The organism is Leptospira kirschneri serovar Cynopteri str. 3522 CT (genome assembly GCF_000243695.2).
GTDB lineage: Bacteria > Spirochaetota > Leptospiria > Leptospirales > Leptospiraceae > Leptospira > Leptospira kirschneri.
Genome location: NZ_AHMN02000008.1, coordinates 46,273 through 61,477, shown reverse-complemented (window position 1 = coordinate 61,477; position 15,205 = coordinate 46,273). Strand labels below are relative to the sequence as shown.

Genomic DNA, 15,205 nt, shown 5'->3' with positions numbered 1-15,205 from the left:
CTAAATTTGATCTATTTTTAGACTCTTTCGTTGTAAAGCAGATCCTTTTTTCGCATGAGAATTTTGAAAGTTTTTCTCTGTTTAAAGTGTGGGAACTCATACAGATTTATCATGGTAAGTTCAGCGTAAGGAAACGAGAAAGATTTTTCTAAAAGTATGAGTTCCTACGATTTTAGGATTTGTTTGTAAAATCGTGATTTGTGGTAGTTCCTACATTTTAGGAATTGAGATCACAACTTTTTTTAGAAAAATGAACATTCTTTACGCCGAAACTCACGTTAAAAAAACGGAAAAAAGTAGTAATTCCCACGTTTTCAAGGGAATTAGAAAGACATTTATTTTTTGGATATTCGTTCTTTTTGACAAATGACTAAAAATTCAGACATATTCTATTTTTGACAATCGGGGCTTTCTGTGGCAAGCCGGTGGGCTTTTTAGCTCTGGTCAATCAATTGTATATAGGAAATATAATACAACAATCGTCTTTAGTTTTAATGCAGAATACGATCTGTCGAGCGCCTATAAAATGCGACCCGGAAAACTCAGTGAATGCGCCTCTCTAAGGATTGGCATTCAGGAAACGTTTTATTTTAATTCAAGAAGTGAGACGCTTTAGTTTGAGAGAGCGTTCCTCGCGATTCTTTCGCGGCATTATACCGAATTCACGTTTTTTTAGGTTCCAGTCTGGATTGAATAGTTACAATTTGTGATTTTTTTAGAGCCGTAATTTGTAACTAATTCGCTTGCCATGAAAGCCTTGTATTTCAACCTTTCCTCTATCCATGAAAGGATTCTTCTACTGGGCAGGACGAGCCCTTGTATTTTTCATCCTCGTTTTGGTCGGAACGGAAATTCTTCTTAACGTACTCCAAAGTCCTTCTCTTCAATTTTATAGAGATCAAAAACTTCTCCATCGATACAACCCGATTTATTACGTGGACCTTGCACCGAACAAGGACATATTCATTCGTCATTTTACCGGTAAATGGGAAGGTAGATTTAGAACCAACTCTCTTGGAATGAGGGGTTTAGAAGAACCCGATTCTACAAAACCTCAATTGGCTTGTTTAGGAGACAGTCTCGTGATGGGTTTTGGCGTTTCCGACGAGGATACTTTTTGCCATCAATTGAACGGCATTGAGTTGAAAGGTGGAGCCAGACAAACTTTAAATTTGGCCGTGGACGCCTACGGGTCGTTAGGTGCACTCAGAAGGTTACAAGACATGGCTCCTAAGTTAAAGAATCTAAAAGAAGTTCTGTTTTTCGTTTCTGGAAACGATTTCACTCTTCCGGAAGAACTTAGAGCTAAAGGAATGTTATCAGATGACGAGATTGATGAAATTCGAAGTAGAGATCTGAACTTTAACCGAAATTTTAGGATTCAATTTGAACTTTCTCGCGCCTCTTATACTTTTCAGGCTTTAAAACTAGCGTTTGAACAATTAAAGGTTCAATACGGTTTTACTTTGTTTCGTTTGAAATCAGAATGGAATTCCACTGGATTTTCTTCAACATCAACTGTGGAACAGACGCCTGCAAAGTATATGAAGGATTCCTTTTTTAGAACTCCGGAAACAACGTGCGATCCAAATATACAAGAAACATTCAAAAAAAAGAATGTAGTTGAGATTCCAAATCCGGAAATCATGAGTAAAGAAGAATATAAAAGAAAGTTTTGTCCGGAGCCAATTCCGGATTATTTTTCCTGTCAGGAAAAAGAACCTCGTTTAAATTCTTTGGAACCTCTTCCTGAAATTACAAGAAAAGCTTATGATGAAATGGTGGAATATACTAGGTCCAATGGAATTCGACTCGTCATCGTACTCATGCCGATTCAAATAGAGGAAATTTTTTGTAGAAACCGAGGATTGTATCACCCTTTGGAAAACTATGCTCTTCGTGCGGCGGCCTATTTTGAAAAAAAAGGAATTCCGGTACTGAAACTGAGAAAAGAAACTTCTGAAATGTGCGGAGAAATTATCGAAGTTCAAGGAGAAAAAAAATTCTCCGGAATCAGGGATTATTTCATTCCAGAAGACGGACATTTGACTGTGTCAGGAAATAGATGGGCAAAACGAGCCTTGGAAAAACAACTCAAGGAATTGGAAAAAAATGCTTTTTAATTCGGTTCAATATCTCGTTTTTGCTCCTCTCGTAATTTTTCTCTATTTTAAACTTCCCTCAAAATTTCAGAAATATTGGCTTTTGGCAGCAAGTTTATATTTTTACGCTATATTCAAAATTCCTTTTGTTCTTCTTTTGATCTATTCTATCGTTTTGACTTATTGTGCGGTCAAATGGATGGAAGCGGTAAATTCTAAATTTATAAAATTATTATTTTTGAATGTAGCAGTCTGGGGGAATCTGTTTCTTCTTTACGTGTTCAAATATTTGGACTTTTCCATCCATGCTTGGAATTCATTTACAAACTCTAAACCTTGCGACCCTTCTTATGTTTCTTCCACTGGCGCTATCCTTCCGATGGGAATTTCATTTTTCACTTTGCAGGCGATTTCTTATGCGGTGGACGTTTATCGAGGAACCGTTCCACAGGCAAAAAATCTTTTTCAGTTCGGACTTTTTCTTTCTTTTTTTCCGCAACTTGTGGCGGGACCTATCATTCGTGCCCAAGATATGCTTCATCAATTTTTGGAAAGTTATACTTTTAAAAAAGAAAATTTACTTCCTGGAATTAGACAACTTTCTTGGGGGCTTTATAAAAAAACCTTCGTTGCCGATCCTATTTCCATTGCAGTAGATCCGATATTTTCCAATCCAGGAGCCTACGATTCCGTTTCGTTGGTGATGGCTGCGTTTTTATTTTCTTTTCAGATTTATTGCGATTTTTCGGGTTATTCAGATGTGGCTATCGGTACCGGAAGAATTTTGGGATATTCTATACCGGAAAATTTTACGCGCCCTTTTTTATCTCAAACCGTAACCGAGCTTTGGAGAAGGTGGCATATTTCTTTTTCTTCTTGGCTCAGAGATTACATCTACATTTCGTTAGGTGGTAATCGGGTGAGCGTCTTTCGCGCTTATTTTAATGTGTTTATCACTACGTTTGTAAGCGGAATCTGGCACGGAGCGGATTGGAACTTTATCATTTGGGGGGCTTGCCACGCTTTGGTGATGGTTTTAGAAAGATTTATATTTTCCTTTTCCAGTTTGAAACGAACTTGGGATAAAATTCCGGAATGGATTAAATACGCGTATTCATTTTTGATTTTTTCGTTCTCTATGTTTTTTTTCCGAGCCAAACCTTCTCCAGAATACGGTTATCATTCTAGTTTGGATCTTGCCTTTGCGATCGTAAAAAGAAGTTTTTCTTGGGAAAACGGGCAAACAATTCAAGTTCCTTTTTCGGTTGTGTTAGCCGTAGTATTTTTATTCGGTGCGGATTATTTACAGGAAAAGAAACAAGTTTGGATGGAAGGAGTTCAAAATAAATCTTGGGTAGTTTATCCTTTGGCGGGTATGATGATTTTAGTTGGTTTTATTCTCTACAGCGTAACCGTTAGCCAACCTTTTCTTTATTTTCAATTTTAAGTTTTTTGAATCTTTTGTTTCGTTTGGAATTTTTTAAAAGTTTGTTTTAAGAATCGAATCAATCAGTCTTGATAATTTAAAACGTTAAAATAACGCGAATTCGGCGTAATAGATTCGTTTTATCTTAGGTCAATTTTTTCGTAAAAAAAAATAGATGTGGGAACTCTTACAAATCGTGGATTTACAATTAAGCTTTGAAAATTGTGGGAACTGCTATGAGATACAAAAAGAATCATCGTTCATCCGGCTTTTGCACAAAACTGCTGTTTTGCGGTCATCATCAAAATTTGAATCCCATTTTAACGTGAGTTCGGTCGAGAACACATTCTTTAAAAGTATGAGTTCCTACAATTTTAGAATTTGTTCGTAAAATCGTGATTTGCAGTAGTACCCACACTTAAATACGACAGATTCAATTATTATAAAATTCTATTTTATAAATTGGTGTAGTTTCTCACATCATTTTACAGACAAACCTAAGTTTTGTGTTAGTTCCTACATTTAAGGAATCGATCTATAAAGTTCAGATCCCAGCTTTTTTCAGAATTATGGGTCCCTTACGTCCTGCTTCACGTTAAAATAATTTTCGGGATCACATTTTAAGATCCTTGAAATTTGATTGTTGAATAAGTCTAGGTTCAAGATATAGCTGTAGTTTCTGTGAAACGTGGGAACTCCTTCATTCATCGTACTCACGATAGAGTCTCCAACTCCAATCCGATCCAACCATAAAAGATAATTAAAAAGAAAACAACGGGAAACACCATGCGATTGAGAAAGTGCACCTAACAAAGCCCAGTTTCCGGTGCTTATCCGAACGCTAATTTTTTTTAACTTCTTTTTACCAGGACTGTTTTGATACATTGTTTTATTCGCTTTTTTTCCCAAACGATTGGCTGAGGTTAAGTATTTGCCATATACTTTCAAAAGTTGTGGAATTCTTTTAGGAAGGTTTTTTCTCTCCTTTTCAGGATATAGCAGAAGTGTAGCTTCCGGAATCAGAAGGGTTACAACGTTAGTTTGGTCTTCTTGAAGAGTAGACTGTATCTTATAATCTGAATTCAATAATAGTATGCCCATATCAGAAACGGTTCCAAGATAGATTCGAGAAGATCGTTTTTTAGATAAAAAAAAGGAAAAAATCAAATGAATGATTAAAATTTTTTTCTAAAAGTAGTAGTTCCTACATTTCCAGAATGGATCTATAAAATCTAGATTTGTATGAGCTCCTACATTTTTTATAGAAAAATTCAGTTTTTACGCAGAGCCCGCATTACATAAAAATGAGCCGTATATTTTGGGTGTTACTCTTTACAGTGGCAGTGATAAAATTTTATCAAAACTTTGAAATAACTTCTTTTGAAATCCTATCTGCGATGAGTTTGGCTGCGGTAGAATTAGGATGACCGTCGTTAGGAAGATAAAAATCCGTTTTGTATTGATTAAATTCCTGAATAAAATCGGGCCTTGTATCCAAAACAGAAAAACCATTTTTTTCTGCAATTTGAGCGATTTGGTCTAACAAAGGTGTAGAAATAAGAGGGGTTAAGGAATGTGAGCCGTTCGGATATAAAACCACGGTCAAAGAAATATTCAATTTTTTGCATGTATCAAAAAAAGTTTTCATTTCAAAAAAGGAAGGATGGTCTTGCGGATAATCGGAAAGAGTTTCCGGAATAATTTCAGGACCTTTTTTACGAAGATTTTCAAGTTTTCTAATTTCGTTTTGGATTTTAAAAAAGTTATAAAGGGCACTATATCTGGATAGAAAAATCGAACTGCGAAAAAACCATCTACCGGATAATGAATTTCTTAAGTAAAAATCCCTGTGGACGTCTTGCAGATCCGAAGGATGATAGATCCAAAAGATTGCCTTCGGCAAAATACAATGATTCTGATTCGATTCTTTACAAATTAGTTTTCTTTCCATTCTTCTTTGAATCCCTCCTGTACCAAGGGAGTCAACGCCCAGATTTCGAACTTGGAACCCGAACTGCTGGAGAGTCTCCTGCATTTTCCAAGCGATCGTCTCAGAATCGTTGAGGCCAAAACCATAAGCAATCGAATCCCCCATCAGCCAAACTTCAGGCTTTTTACCTGGAACCGTTTTTTCTTCCGAGACGATTCTTTCTCCTTGTTCATCTACCCGAACTCGAAAAGTAAATCCGGCAGGGTGGGGAAGGATTGTATCTGAATTAGGACAGAGTAAAATTTCAGGAATTTCCCATTCTTCGATACAATGAACTTGTTTATCTCTGAGTTTATAAACCAAACCCGTAGGAGGGAATATTCTCATTATAAATTCAACTAACAAAATGCAGACGATAAAGAGAAAAAAGATTTTACTGATGGAAATAAAATTCATACAAAAAAATCGATACAGAAGAGTAATTTGTGGGAAAGTGTTTCTGGTTTAAAAACGAATAAAAAACTAAATTTTAAAAATAAAACATTCTTACTTTGTAAAATGAAAAAAGAAAAATTTTTTAAATGACTCATAGAATGAGAGGCTCGTGGAAAAAACTTTGCAAATGGGAATTTTGTAAAAAGATATCTGAATTTGATAAAAAGGAATATTTAATATTATTATAATCTACTGAAATTATTTGAGAGAAAGTCTTTTTTTCTATGGATAAAATTTTAGGATTTATTGCGATCGGTTTAAAAAAAATTTCTCTTTGTTGCGAAAGAAGCAGATTCCGTTTGAATCGTTTTACGATTGAATGATCAAAATGGAATTGTTCCGAACTTTGGGAAACGCTGTAAAGTGAAAGTTCACATTTTAAGAAAAGTCTTCTCGCAGGGGGAAGAAAGGCGGGAATTTCGCTGGTTTTAAATCGATTGAATTCAGATAGGTTTTTCTTTTTATCTAAAAGACAGTCTCTGAGAAAAATCGCATAACTTTCCATTTCTTTATCTTTCGATTTGGAAAATTTTTCTAAAATTCGTTTGGTTTTATCCCTATCTTTTTCTTGTAAATGAATTTCAAGAAGGTAGAGTAGAAGAGAGGAATCGCCTGGAAGAGACAATTCCGCTCGTTCTAAATAAAACGCAGCGGAATTGAGAGCGACTCCACTGTCCGCTAGAATCATTCCGAGAGTTCGATTGGCTTCTAAATGGGTCGGATTTTTTTTAAGAATCGTCTCGTAAAGACGCATTGCTTCCGCGGTGTTTCCTTTAGAAATGGAGTCTCTTGCCTCCCAAATCATTTCTTCATCAGAGGAGCAGAAAACAAAAAATAACAACAGGAAAAAAGAGAAAGAAACGTATCGGATATTTAGTCTCATAAATACAGAAGTTTTTATTCTCATCCGTAGAAAAAAAGAAAACCGGAACTGAATTTGTCCGGGGTTTCGATTAGAATTTTCCAATAAACCCTTTAGGCAACATAAAAAAGTTTAATTCTCCTGAGGGGAAACGTCCGAAGGATTTAGTACTTGTTAAACATTTCAGACGGGACTAAAAGCAGTGACATCTTCACATAACAACCTACTTCAAAATTTTCAAGAATATCTTTCGGTAGAAAAGGGACTTAGCGACAATTCGATTTATTCCTACGGATACGATTTGAACAAGTTCAAGAACTTTCTAGAAAAAGAACATATAGATTTCTTAAAAGTTCAAGCGGACGATATTATGCGATTTTTGAACGAGGAAAAAGATCGTAAGATTAGCTCTAAAACGATCGCGAGAGAAGTGGTGGCGATTAGGCAGTTTTATAAGTTTCTAAAGGACGAGAAAAAACTAGATACCAACCCGACTGAAAAAATAGAAACTCCCGAAGTGATGAGGAGCATTCCAGATTATCTGACTCAGGATGAAATCGAGGAATTGTTCGCTAGCATCAAAGAAGATAATCTCTATGAGCTTAGAGACAAATGTATTTTTGAATTACTTTATTCTTCGGGCCTAAGAATTTCAGAGGCCTGCAATTTAAGATTAAACGACATGGATCTAGAGGGAATGACATTGACGGTCGAAGGAAAAGGAGGACGTCAAAGACTAGTTCCTTTCGGAGAGAAATCCTTGGATATTCTGAATCGTTATCTGAAACAGAGTCGTCCTTTTATTCTTAAATCTAGAAACTGCGAATATTTGTTCGTTTCTAAAAAAGGTTCTTACATCAATCGTAAATCCGTTTGGAGACTTCTTAACCATTATATTAAAAGAACCTCCATCTTAAAAAAAGTGACTCCTCATACTCTCAGACACTCTTTTGCGACTCACTTATTGGAAAACCACGCGGATTTAAAATCGGTTCAAGAACTATTAGGACATATCGATATTGCTACGACCCAAATATATACTCATATGGCGAATAAAACTCTAAGAGAAGTTCATAAGAAATTCCATCCTAGAGGATAGTAGTAAAACCTAAATTGATAGCAATAGTTTAAAAAACATTTCTAATGTTTTAGAAAATCAATAGAGTGTTGAAAAATGAATTTTCCATCTGTTTCTATTTTATGAAAACGGTTGATTGGAGCAATTTTGTCAATCGCAGCTATGGAATTTTTCAATAACTCTAATATAGATTTAGAAAAAAATCAAATACTTGTAAATTTTATAAAAAGAAACTTTTTATTTACAGAAACGTGATGTATAAAAGTTTTTACAATTTTAGATTTTCTATCTATTGTTGTGAATTCATCTAATTAATGTTCAATAGATCGTTTTCAAAGTATTTTAGAGTTGTTGAAAAATAAATTCTCCGTCTGTTTTCATTGTATTGAAATGGAGAATTGAAACAGTTTTGCAAATTTCCACTATGGAATTTTTCAACAACTCTTTTGAATTTTTGTTTTAGAAGAGTTAATTGTTGGACTTAGCGTACTTTTTGTAGTAATCTTTGATAGGTCGTACGGCGATGGAATTTTTGCGGCGTATAACAAGATATTAGTTTATTTTATTATAAAAATTGAATTAAAATGGATTCCGGGAAAAAGAAAAGTTTAGATAATCTGTTTCGTTTGCAGATCCCTTCTCATCCACGTTATTTGTCCATTGTTAGAAGTTTGGTTTATAATTTGGCGTTTGAAAACGGATTTACAGCGAGTGATTCCGCAGACTTAAAACTTGCAGTAGGAGAATGTCTTCTCAACGTCATCAAACATTCTTACGAAGGTAAAAAAAATTTACCTATTTTTTTGGAAATCAGTCTTTTTGATAATCGTATGGAAATTAGAATTCGGGATTTCGGAAATCAGAAAAATCTTTCCGAAATGAGAGGATATGAACCAAGTGATTATCGGGAGGAAGGAATCGGTCTTTATCTTGTAAAAAAACTTACGGATCATTTTTATCTAGATCAATCCTTACCGGAAGGAAATAAACTGATTCTTACAAAATTAAAATGAATATTTCATCTAAAATCATAATACTGTTTTTTATTTTTGTTTCAACTTTTACTTGTAAAAAAGGCCCTTCTATTTCTAAAGAAGAGGTTCAAAAACTAAGTAAGGATTATTTCATCAGACTTTGTACTAAAACCGCTGAATGTGCCAGTCGTTATTTAGAAACCTTACCTGCTTCGGAAAAATCTTCCGAGAACACAACTTATTCCGTGGAACAATGTATGGAAGAACAGAAAGATCAGAACATTCTTCCAGATGAATACGAAAAGGTCACGGACGCTCAGATTGCCAAAGTTAAAACTTGTATGGAAGATTTATTGAAAGTGCCTTGCGAAGAAATGGAAGGTGGAGGGATTCCTTCCTGTCAAGAATTGTTTCAGTCTTCTAAAGACGAATAACGTATTGTATCAAGTTTTGAAACAAATCCAGAGGTGTAAAATTTGGGATATGGTTTTGAGTACTAAAATAATAAGGTCTAAAAAGTGGCTTCGGATTTAAGTTTTGTGGATTTTATCGTAGATCAAGTGAAAGATGCGGGTCAAATTGTATCTAAAAAAATGTTCGGAGAATATGCAATTTATTGCAATGGTAAAATTGTAGCTCTTGTTTGCGACAATCACCTTTTCGTAAAACCCACGGAAGGTGGTAGGAAATGGATCGGAAACGTCCAAGAAGCGCCAGCGTATCCGGGTGCAAAACCGAGTTTTTTGATTTTAGATCAATTGAAAGATAAAAAGTGGATGAGTCATTTGGTTAAAATTACGGCTCAAGAGCTTCCGGAACCAAAAATGAAACCTAAGAAAAAAAAACGTATCGTCGCAAAAAAAGTAAAAATTAATAAAAAGTGAATTTTGCATTATACGTGGTTTAAAAGATTTAAAATCATTTTGGATGTCATTTGAAATGTTTTTTAATGTAAATTCGATATGAGAAAATTAGAGAATTCTTTAAAAGTAGTAGTTCCTACATTTTATACTGGCACTAAAAATGGGGTATCTCAAACGAATTTTTTACACCGAACTCACGTTAAATAATTACCGATCTCTACTTTAAATTTTTATTATAAACTTTTGTTTTTAATCTAATGAACCAGGTACTTTATTATATGACCCTCAGTAAAAAACGGATAGTTCTAACGTTGGTTAATTTTCTTCTTGCAGAATCCCCAAACGTTTCGGTTTCACTTTTGTAATCTGAGGGTTTCCATCGTTTCCTAAAAACACAAAAGAAGGGCCTGGAATTTCTTTCAGACGTACTTTAAAATTTTTTCCTTTGCCTGGATAAATATCTACACCCGGAAAAATTTCTTGTTCCACTTCAACATACGAATCCTTATCTGGTTCAAATCCCATGATCATGGATTGTTCCTGTCCGAGTAAGTTATTTAGAATTCCTGAATATTTCTGTTTAATCGCCGAAAGTTTGGGAAGGCTTTCTTTTTCTTCGATCGTAAGTTGTCTTCTCTGAGAATCTTCATTTAATTTTATTAAACTCTGCTCCACTTTTTTAAGTATTTCTTTATTTTTCTGGATTTCTAAACGTAGTTTTTCTAAGTCTTCTAAAAGTTCCGGACGAATTCCGACGGATACGGAAGTTTTAGTTTCTGCAATGGCACCTAACTTTGTACAGACGATGGACTTACCTGCGACACAACTTCCACCGATCAATTCTCCTCTGCCTCCTCGTATTACTACTGATTCTCCCGCAACCAATTCCGAATGCATGGATGCTTCTTCGATAAAAATGGTATTTTTTGCGATCAGTCTTCCTTGTTCCACAAAACGTGTGTAAATGTCGGCTCCAGATTCGATAAGTCCTCCGTTTCTTCCCATAAAACCTCCGGATAAAACGACGTCACCTCCTGCCTTCAAAAAAACTTTGCCAACTGATTTTTTGACTATAATTGATCCTTCTGTTTCTAAAGTAAAGCCGTCTGCGATCGAACCTTCTACAATGATGGTTCCAGGAAAATTGACGTTTCCAGTAGAAAAATCAACATTCTCTAAGTGACAGATTTCATCGACTCGGATTGTTCCTTGACGATCTAAAATCGGTCTTCCATTGATTAAAGAATGAACTGAAATTCCGTCTGAAGAGAGTCTAACGTTGAGTCCTAATTTCCATTCCGCTTCTTTCCCAGAATCGTATGGAAGTATTTCTCCTAGAACGTTTTTCCCTTCTTTGCCTGGAAGAGGTGAGATTTTTTCTGCTAGTTTTTGATCTTTTGCAACACTTTGAATAATTTGAATATTCTTAAAGTCTATTCTTCCATATTCGTCTTCTTCTAAATTGGGAGCTGCTGGATGAATGAATAAAACTCGTATATCTCCGTTTTTTCCCGGAACCGGTGGTTCTCCTTCGGCGATTAGAATTTTTTTTCCGTATTCAGGTTCTTCGGAAAGTAAATCTAAGTTTTCCTTTCGAATTCCGAATTTAATTCCTCTTTCTCCGATCGATTTTTGGATTTGTTCGGAGTTTAAAATTTTTCCGCCGTATTTTGGCGGATGAAAGATTAGAAAGGCCTTCATCTTATCTTCGGAAATTTCTATTTCTATTCTTGAACTTTCGGGCTTACCCGGCCATTTTCCGATTAGATGAGTCAGTCCGTCCGATTTACTTGCAATTTCTTTGATGATCGTATGAGAACTTTCTGTAATTTGAAACAGTTCGATTCTTCTTAAAATTTCTTTGGAGTCTACCGGCTTTCCTTTTTTTCCTGCGGGAAAAACGGAAAGATAGGCAAGGCCGTCTTCATTTTCGATTTTAAAAAATCCGTTTTCGTTTTCTTCCAGATCCTTTAAGAGAGAATCCGTGAAATTCTTGAGAGAATCGTTCATTCGGGGTTTCAGTGTAGAGACCATTGTCCCTTTTTACAATCGAAATCTATCTAAAAAACTTGAATGTTTGGAAAGATTTTTCATTAGTGATGATAGGAATTCCACCTTATTTTTTGAAAATCATGTGGAGTATGATTCATTCGGAAAAAAATCATCGAAATTCCTAAAATTGTACCTAAGATAGAATAGGAATGAATCTCCCTAAGTTATACAATAGATTCATTTTAAATTTTCCTTTTTCTCCGACCATGTTTAACGTTCCGGCAAAAGGCCCACACATTCCTATACAATGTAGAGAGCTAGTGATTCCGTGTAGAAAGGCCACGGAGATCGTGGTTATAATAAGTTTAGTCTGCATGAAGTTCCCCCTTTTTTGAAATTTTGGGTTTATCGTCATAGAAAAACATTCTGTATTTTGGGCCTTCAATATCGTCCAGATTTTAAGGACCATAGGAATGTAGATAAAGCGACTAACGCAATCAATATCGCCAAAGGGATTGTGAGATACAGTGCATTCATGGTTTTACTGATCTCTATAAAATTGAGTACCGTTAATTCTATCGCAAAACGCTGATTGTGTTTAAGATCGCAAATTCCCAAGAATGATAATAAAAACCGAATATAATAAAAGTTAAAATCTCTATTCTCAGAACAATTTGGATGAAATAAGTTGAAATTTTGTCCGTTACTCTTTGGATTTTCGGTTTAGGATTGGATTGAATTTTCGATCCATAGAGAAGTTCTAGTAAGTGTACTGTTTTTTCAAGTGATACGGACCTGCTCAGATATAAATAAAAATTAAGAACCAGAAATGGACGAGATTATATCTCAAAACTAAAATCAATGATATGTTTTAGTCTCTATGCCTGAAATTTCTTTCAAGGCATCTACGTTTAAAAAACAGATTCGATTCTTGCGGATTTTAATCCATTTTCTATGTTTGAAATCGGAAAGCGCGCGCACCAACGTCTCGGTGGAGGTTCCAACCATAGAGGCCATGATCTCTCTTGTGAGGTTGAGTTCTATTTCGGATTTATCAGGGGAAGTCGTTCTAAAAGAAATAAGAAGCTCAGCAATTTTACCGTGGACTTGTTTTGTTCCTAAAGTAAGGGTCTGGTCTTCTAGTTGTTTCCATTCTGTTGCCATTTGTTTTAGAATTTCCATTTGAAAATTTGAATCTTCTTCCATCAGTTCATTCAAAACTTCTTTTGAGATGAAACATGCTTCAACGTTTTCTATGGCTTCTACATTTTGAACAAAAGTTTTTCCCGCTAAAAGATCTCTAAATCCTACCCATTCTCCAGGCCTTCGGATTGAAAAGGTCTGTTCTTTTCCGGAGGAGGAATTTCGAAATATACGAACACATCCAGATTTGATAAAATAAAATCCGTTTGTTTTAGTTCCTTCTTGAATAAGCAGTTCGTTTTTACGAAAGAGTCTGAACTTTTTAGTGGAGTTGATTTTTTCGAGGGTATCTAAGGATATACATTTGAATTTATGCCGGTTGGGACAAAAATAACAATCTGGAATTTCGTTTTCAATTCCCATTTTGATTCTAATTTGAGAGGTTAGATTTGACCTCTAAAAAATAAGACGATAAAATCAGGTTTAAAAAAACGGATCTAAAATTTTCTATCACTGATTAGAATTAGAAAAATGACCGAAACTAAAAATATACAATGGACTTAAACAATGGATTTTAACGTAAAAGATAAATTTCAGTCTGGATTTTCCTCGATCGACAATCTGTCTCGTAATCTTCCACCTCAAGTTCAGAAGACTCTTTTATATACGGCGATTTCATTGGCTATGTTGGGGATTGCGTTGGCTGTGCTTATCGGAATTCAAAGAGGAAAAGAAGGAGCTGCGTTTGATGATCAAGCAAAAGAATTGGATCGTAAGGCTTTGTTTTTAGAGGATCTAGAAAGAGATTACAATCGTAGACGTAGATCCATTCGTTATAGTGATCCGGATTTATCATTCACAAGAGAATCGTCTTCTAATCTGGAAATCGATCGTTATGAAAGGGAAAAACCTAAGGATGGACTTTTACCTGAGTCAAATATTCCCGAAGGAAAAGATCCATTGAGAGATGGAAGAAGAGAAGGGGTAGGAACTCCTAAATTGCCTACAGAATCGGACGTACTTCCGACACAAGATCGAGAAAAAGTTACTAATACAAATCGAAATTTGGATGATCCAGGAACGATTTCTTCGGAACGAGGCAGTTCCAACAATCAAGATCGTCCTACCTTAATGAAACCTCCTAAAAGTAATTCTAAAGATACTTTTGAACCTAGATGAAAGACTGGACTGATTTGATCCTATTGTTTTTTTTGTCTGCGGTTTTAACAAGTGGTGCTCTTTTTGCGGACATGCCCTTACCATTTCCAGAAATTTCGGAAAATACAAAGGATTGGATTCCAGAGAATTCTTCTGAAGTTACAAGTCCGAATGAAATAAAACCAAAAGAAAATTCTACTCAAGAATCTTCCAATCAGAATGTGCAGGTGGATGGAGAAAAGACGACTAACGTTTCTTCGATGGAATCTTCTGTGCAAGACCCTTCTTCTATAAATTCTAATTTAGAAAAACATTCCGCTGAAACTCTTTCTAAATCCGAAACTAAAACGATTCTCCCAAATTCCGAAAAAACGAATTTAAAAAAGAAAAAGAATAAAAAGAAGGAAGATCCCTCCGAAAGCGGATACAAAAAAGGGCTTTTGCGTTTGAGAGAAAATCAAAGAAGTCATGCAAAAAGTGAATTCAATCAATCCTCTGGACAAGGGAAATCTGCAAACGCTTCTAAGTTGGAAGATGCAAGATTAACCGCGGAAAGTTCAAATGACACGGGTGCTATTACGGAACAAATCGATTCGGAAGATGAAAAGTGGAAGGCGGTCTTTGAGGTAGCACGTGCCTTAAGAGGTAACGGAAAAATTTTGGAAGCGGAAACTCAGTATCTTAAAATCATAACTGAGGCTCCTGAAAATTTTCAATCGATTTCTCTTTTTTCTTTGGGGGAAATGCTTTCTTCTACGGAACGAAAAGATTCTGCAAGAAGGTATCTTTTACAATTGGTGAAACTTCTTCGTAAAAAACCTGAACTAGATCCTAAAAAGGATCAATTGGAAAAAGCGGTAACTTTGATCGCTAGAATTTACGGAGATCAAGGAAAGTATGAAGAAGCGGAGAATTGGGCAAAAACGTATCTAAACCGATTGAATCCGGATGCTTCTGAAGATTCTCCTTTTGTAAAAGAATTGAGAGGAATTTTAAAACGAAGATATTATTAAGAACTTTTCTCAAAACTTCCATAAAATCCTAAAAGAACCAAAATTTTAAAGAAGCGATAGTTTCTAAAAAATTCTATATTACTCAGACGTATAAAAATAGTACCAAAAATTAACAATCGATTTTACCAAAGATGTGAAAGTTTTCAAAAAATGGCGTTTAACCCAGATT

The 15,205-nt window shown here is 35.2% G+C and carries 13 protein-coding genes and 3 pseudogenes; 8 read left to right on the top strand and 8 right to left on the bottom strand.

Annotated elements, in window-relative coordinates; genetic code table 11:
- Window positions 1-782: 782 nt before the first annotated feature.
- On the top strand, window positions 783-2,123 hold the full coding sequence (locus tag LEP1GSC049_RS215505; RefSeq protein ID WP_004759109.1) for an LA_2490 family SGNH/GDSL-type esterase: 1,341 nt from the start codon (window positions 783-785) through the stop codon (window positions 2,121-2,123).
- Window positions 2,113-3,549, top strand: a complete 1,437-nt coding sequence (locus tag LEP1GSC049_RS215510) for an MBOAT family O-acyltransferase (RefSeq protein WP_004752236.1) — start codon at window positions 2,113-2,115, stop codon at window positions 3,547-3,549. The genes LEP1GSC049_RS215505 and LEP1GSC049_RS215510 overlap by 11 nt, the downstream gene beginning before the upstream one ends.
- A gap of 546 nt (window positions 3,550-4,095) precedes the next feature.
- Here LEP1GSC049_RS215510 and LEP1GSC049_RS215515 read toward each other — a convergent pair.
- From LEP1GSC049_RS215515 to LEP1GSC049_RS215525, 3 genes are all read right to left on the bottom strand, one after another.
- Window positions 4,096-4,629 carry a DUF1564 domain-containing protein gene (locus LEP1GSC049_RS215515; protein WP_025186045.1) on the bottom strand — a complete coding sequence of 178 codons (534 nt, stop codon included), beginning with the start codon at window positions 4,627-4,629 and terminating at the stop codon, window positions 4,096-4,098.
- Between the two features lie 256 nt (window positions 4,630-4,885).
- Window positions 4,886-5,914 carry an LA_2486 family SGNH/GDSL-type esterase gene (locus LEP1GSC049_RS215520; protein ID WP_016750126.1) on the bottom strand — a complete coding sequence of 343 codons (1,029 nt, stop codon included), beginning with the start codon at window positions 5,912-5,914 and terminating at the stop codon, window positions 4,886-4,888.
- Window positions 5,915-6,044: 130 nt separating this feature from the next.
- Window positions 6,045-6,920, bottom strand: coding sequence for a tetratricopeptide repeat protein (locus tag LEP1GSC049_RS215525; protein ID WP_004751824.1), 876 nt, complete (start codon window positions 6,918-6,920; stop codon window positions 6,045-6,047).
- Between the two features lie 97 nt (window positions 6,921-7,017).
- Here LEP1GSC049_RS215525 and xerD point away from each other — a divergent pair, with 97 nt between their 5' ends.
- From xerD to LEP1GSC049_RS215545, 4 genes are all read left to right on the top strand, one after another.
- Window positions 7,018-7,914, top strand: a complete 897-nt coding sequence (gene xerD, locus LEP1GSC049_RS215530) for a site-specific tyrosine recombinase XerD (RefSeq protein WP_000204200.1) — start codon at window positions 7,018-7,020, stop codon at window positions 7,912-7,914.
- A 563-nt stretch (window positions 7,915-8,477) separates the two neighbouring features.
- Window positions 8,478-8,906 carry an ATP-binding protein gene (locus tag LEP1GSC049_RS215535; protein WP_004752220.1) on the top strand — a complete coding sequence of 143 codons (429 nt, stop codon included), beginning with the start codon at window positions 8,478-8,480 and terminating at the stop codon, window positions 8,904-8,906.
- Window positions 8,903-9,301 carry an LA_2478/LA_2722/LA_4182 family protein gene (locus LEP1GSC049_RS215540; protein ID WP_004759025.1) on the top strand — a complete coding sequence of 133 codons (399 nt, stop codon included), beginning with the start codon at window positions 8,903-8,905 and terminating at the stop codon, window positions 9,299-9,301. The genes LEP1GSC049_RS215535 and LEP1GSC049_RS215540 overlap by 4 nt, the downstream gene beginning before the upstream one ends.
- Window positions 9,302-9,385: 84 nt before the next feature.
- A complete protein-coding gene (locus LEP1GSC049_RS215545) occupies window positions 9,386-9,751 on the top strand; it encodes a TfoX/Sxy family protein (RefSeq protein WP_025186044.1) in 366 nt (121 codons plus the stop codon).
- A 294-nt stretch (window positions 9,752-10,045) separates the two neighbouring features.
- Here LEP1GSC049_RS215545 and LEP1GSC049_RS215550 read toward each other — a convergent pair whose 3' ends face one another.
- The 5 genes and pseudogenes from LEP1GSC049_RS215550 to LEP1GSC049_RS215560 form a co-directional block, all read right to left on the bottom strand.
- Window positions 10,046-11,740, bottom strand: a complete 1,695-nt coding sequence (locus tag LEP1GSC049_RS215550) for a DUF342 domain-containing protein (protein WP_004759026.1) — start codon at window positions 11,738-11,740, stop codon at window positions 10,046-10,048.
- A 161-nt stretch (window positions 11,741-11,901) separates the two neighbouring features.
- A pseudogene (locus LEP1GSC049_RS215555) lies at window positions 11,902-12,098 on the bottom strand (urease accessory protein UreH domain-containing protein); the annotation flags it as partial.
- Window positions 12,088-12,259, bottom strand: a pseudogene (gene ccoS, locus LEP1GSC049_RS2000000226205) (cbb3-type cytochrome oxidase assembly protein CcoS). The pseudogenes LEP1GSC049_RS215555 and ccoS, both read right to left, overlap by 11 nt.
- Before the next feature lie 44 nt (window positions 12,260-12,303).
- Window positions 12,304-12,502, bottom strand: a pseudogene (locus tag LEP1GSC049_RS2000000229255) (heavy metal translocating P-type ATPase); the annotation flags it as partial.
- Between the two features lie 78 nt (window positions 12,503-12,580).
- Window positions 12,581-13,288, bottom strand: a complete 708-nt coding sequence (locus LEP1GSC049_RS215560) for a Crp/Fnr family transcriptional regulator (RefSeq protein WP_004752458.1) — start codon at window positions 13,286-13,288, stop codon at window positions 12,581-12,583.
- Between the two features lie 144 nt (window positions 13,289-13,432).
- Here LEP1GSC049_RS215560 and LEP1GSC049_RS215565 point away from each other — a divergent pair, with 144 nt between their 5' ends.
- On the top strand, window positions 13,433-14,044 hold the full coding sequence (locus tag LEP1GSC049_RS215565; RefSeq protein WP_004752187.1) for an LIC_11485 family protein: 612 nt from the start codon (window positions 13,433-13,435) through the stop codon (window positions 14,042-14,044).
- The gene (locus LEP1GSC049_RS215570) at window positions 14,041-15,036 is read left to right on the top strand and encodes a tetratricopeptide repeat protein (RefSeq protein WP_004751862.1); all 996 of its coding nucleotides are present in this window, start codon (window positions 14,041-14,043) and stop codon (window positions 15,034-15,036) included. The genes LEP1GSC049_RS215565 and LEP1GSC049_RS215570 overlap by 4 nt, the downstream gene beginning before the upstream one ends.
- The last annotated feature ends 169 nt before the right edge of the window (window positions 15,037-15,205 follow it).

Excerpts from the sequence above, each read along its gene's own strand:
- LEP1GSC049_RS215505 (WP_004759109.1), top strand. The coding sequence starts at position 783 with ATGAAAGGATTCTTCTACTGGGCAGGACGAGCCCTTGTATTTTTCATC.
- LEP1GSC049_RS215510 (WP_004752236.1), top strand. The coding sequence starts at position 2,113 with ATGCTTTTTAATTCGGTTCAATATCTCGTTTTTGCTCCTCTCGTAATT.
- LEP1GSC049_RS215515 (WP_025186045.1), bottom strand. The coding sequence starts at position 4,629 with ATGGGCATACTATTATTGAATTCAGATTATAAGATACAGTCTACTCTT.
- LEP1GSC049_RS215520 (WP_016750126.1), bottom strand. The coding sequence starts at position 5,914 with ATGAATTTTATTTCCATCAGTAAAATCTTTTTTCTCTTTATCGTCTGC.
- LEP1GSC049_RS215535 (WP_004752220.1), top strand. The coding sequence starts at position 8,478 with ATGGATTCCGGGAAAAAGAAAAGTTTAGATAATCTGTTTCGTTTGCAG.
- LEP1GSC049_RS215540 (WP_004759025.1), top strand. The coding sequence starts at position 8,903 with ATGAATATTTCATCTAAAATCATAATACTGTTTTTTATTTTTGTTTCA.
- LEP1GSC049_RS215550 (WP_004759026.1), bottom strand. The coding sequence starts at position 11,740 with ATGAACGATTCTCTCAAGAATTTCACGGATTCTCTCTTAAAGGATCTG.
- LEP1GSC049_RS215560 (WP_004752458.1), bottom strand. The coding sequence starts at position 13,288 with ATGGGAATTGAAAACGAAATTCCAGATTGTTATTTTTGTCCCAACCGG.
- LEP1GSC049_RS215565 (WP_004752187.1), top strand. The coding sequence starts at position 13,433 with ATGGATTTTAACGTAAAAGATAAATTTCAGTCTGGATTTTCCTCGATC.
- LEP1GSC049_RS215570 (WP_004751862.1), top strand. The coding sequence starts at position 14,041 with ATGAAAGACTGGACTGATTTGATCCTATTGTTTTTTTTGTCTGCGGTT.